The sequence below is a fragment of the Acinetobacter sp. YH18001 genome (assembly GCF_013416975.1).
GTDB lineage: Bacteria > Pseudomonadota > Gammaproteobacteria > Pseudomonadales > Moraxellaceae > Acinetobacter > Acinetobacter pseudolwoffii.
On the sequence record NZ_VPEU01000103.1, the window covers coordinates 1 to 2,602 of the forward strand.

The 2,602-nt window shown below is 36.9% G+C and carries 2 protein-coding genes and 1 pseudogene; all 3 read right to left on the minus strand.

Going from position 1 to position 2,602, the window contains the following annotated elements:
• Positions 1-460, minus strand: a pseudogene (locus tag FTV48_RS14435) (sensor domain-containing diguanylate cyclase); the annotation flags it as partial.
• 109 nt (positions 461-569) lie between these two features.
• Positions 570-1,469 (minus strand): ParB/RepB/Spo0J family partition protein, encoded by a 900-nt coding sequence (locus FTV48_RS14440; RefSeq protein WP_005093722.1) that lies wholly within the window; start codon positions 1,467-1,469, stop codon positions 570-572.
• An 18-nt stretch (positions 1,470-1,487) separates the two neighbouring features.
• Complete coding sequence (locus FTV48_RS14445; RefSeq protein ID WP_035337428.1) at positions 1,488-2,273, minus strand: ParA family protein; 786 nt, start codon at positions 2,271-2,273, stop codon at positions 1,488-1,490.
• Between the last annotated feature and the right edge of the window lie 329 nt (positions 2,274-2,602).

Below are 2,602 nucleotides of genomic sequence, written 5' to 3' on the forward strand. Positions count from 1 at the left end.
AATAGGGTGCCGAAATATACGCCTTTTTGCTTTTAAGTGATCCAACAATACCCGCTGTATTATAGGGCGTGTGGAATTTTAGGTCTAATGATACTGGTGCATAAGCAAGTATCTGATTTTGCTGGCCCACCATAAAAACACTGTTAAAGTTATTCGACTGGTTTTTGAGCCGTTTGACTTCAGCCTGTCGCAGTGGCGTATTGTAAAAGTTTTGCCCTAATTGCTGAGCACTATACTGCAACTCCTGCAACATATTACTGACATCACGATTCACCCCCATCGCAATCTTGGCTGCGTATTTTTCATTTATAGAGAGTGAATTCTGAATTAGTTGCTGTTTAACCACATAATTCAGAATAAACAGGCTAATCAAAAATAAAAAGGAAACGCTGAGGATCGTTGAAATCAGAATCAGCTTGCGTAAATTCAGATTCAAAGATAAAAGTATTTTATATAACAACTGAGCCCCCAGGTACCTTAGGTTGTATTACTCTATTTAATGTAACTTGAAATCCTCTCCGACCTAAATTGAAAAAAGCGCTGTAGCAAGTTGCTACAGCGCTTTAATTTTATTTTTTCAGCATTTTTTTCAGCAAATTTTCCAGCTCTTGTAAATTTTGCTCATCAAATTCACTCATTTTTAATGACACTTTTAAAATGTTGTGATCAAACTTGATATTCCCTGCGACTTTTCCATCATATTCAATTTTATGCACGATTGACGTTTTAATTGGCTCTTTGTTTTCTTTCGACTTTAAAATTTTTTCTGCCAATAAGGCCAGTTTTGTTTGCTCAACTTCTTTTTTCAGCAATTTCGCCCAAGCTTCTAACAGTGCTTTTTTAGCATTACTGTAATTCTCTTCGTAATCTGAAAGAAACTTTTTCACAGCTGTGGCGGCAGTACGTGCCAACAATGTCGGTTGTTGTTCTAAATCGGCAATCAGTTCTTTCGGTAATTTTTCGAAAGATAGATATTTATACATATCCTCTCGATTCATGCCTAATGATTTTGCCAGCTTTTGCTTGTTCTTTTTTAATTTCTCATCCAGAGAACTCAGACCGACATAAATTTCATAATCTGTTAAGTCTTCCCGTTTTAAATTCTCAGCCAAGGTTAACAGTGCAACTTCTTCATCTGATGCATCGATGACAATCACTTCAATGGTGTTTTTATTGAGAATTTGATGCGCTTTCAAGCGTCGTTCACCTGCAATTAACTCATATTTGTCCTGTACTCGCCGAACTGCAATCGGCTGCAATAATCCAATCTCCTCAATCGAGGCTGCTAAATCTTCAATATCTTGCTGATTGAATATTTTTCGTGGCTGATTGGGACTAGGTTGAATGTCTGTAATTTGGACATTACGACGTAATTCTTTCACATCGTTGACATGCTCTTGCTGAGCTTGTTGATGCTTTTGAGTATTTTGCTGAAGACGTTGTGCCAACAATTCTTTTGTACTTACCATAGGATTCTCAGAGTGCCTTTATTCAACACGATTGATGATTTCTTTCGCTAAATCTTGGAACGCTTTACGAACTTTAGAATTTTTATCTACGCGCAACAATGGCTGTTGTAAAATTGCTGCTTGATTGACTTTCGTACTCATTGGAATGGTCGTTTTTAACAATTCGCCGACCTGGCTTAAAGCTTCATCTCGTATCAGTTTACAGACGTTTTGACGTTCATCATGTTTAATCAGCAAAGCACCTAACAGTTTCAATTCGGGATTGACCCGTCTTATTTTACTTAAATGGTTAATTAAGTCAGTGACACCATATAGGCCATATTGTGAACCGGATTCAATCGGCACCATAACATGGGTAGATGCAGCCAAGGCATTACTGGTCAGAAGTTTTAGGCTTGGAGGACAGTCAATCAGGATGAAATCATATAATCCGTTTAATAATTCCAACTTGTTAGAGAGCTCTTCAGAGGGTCTTGGGGCATCATCTTTAAGTTGGTCTTCTGTTTTACCTAAAGTAAGTGAACCATAAATTAAAGAAACATTTTTAAAATTGGTTTCTTCTTGTAAGGCATCAGACAATAGGTTCAAATCACCTACCAGTAATTCAGCAGAAGTGGTTTCAACCTCACTCGGATGTCTTAATCCGATATGTAAACTTGCATTGGCTTGTGGATCTAAATCAATCACCAATACTTTATGCCCCAAGTCTGCTAGCTCTGCAGCCAGATGAACAACCGTGGTGGTCTTCCCGCAACCACCTTTATGGTTTGCTACAGCAATAATTTTAGTCGATTTATTTGTCATATCAGACCCCATTCGAATGATCCTAATATAGTGGAACTTGTAGCAACTTGCTACACTTTATTTGAATGATATTAAAGTACGAATCAATATCGGCTAACAAAGAAAACAAATTAAAGTTTTATATAAAATATAGCTAGCTAATTATAATTAGTATTAATTAATATAATTAAGTAATTATAATTAGGACAATTTTTCCCTTTTTAAAACAATATCTTACGTCTTTAAAGGTGGAGGGTTTGTCACCGAAAAGTGGAAGGTTTGTCACTGAAAGGTGGAAGACTTGTCACTGAAAGGTGGAAGACTTGTCACTGAAAGGTGGAAGAGCTGTC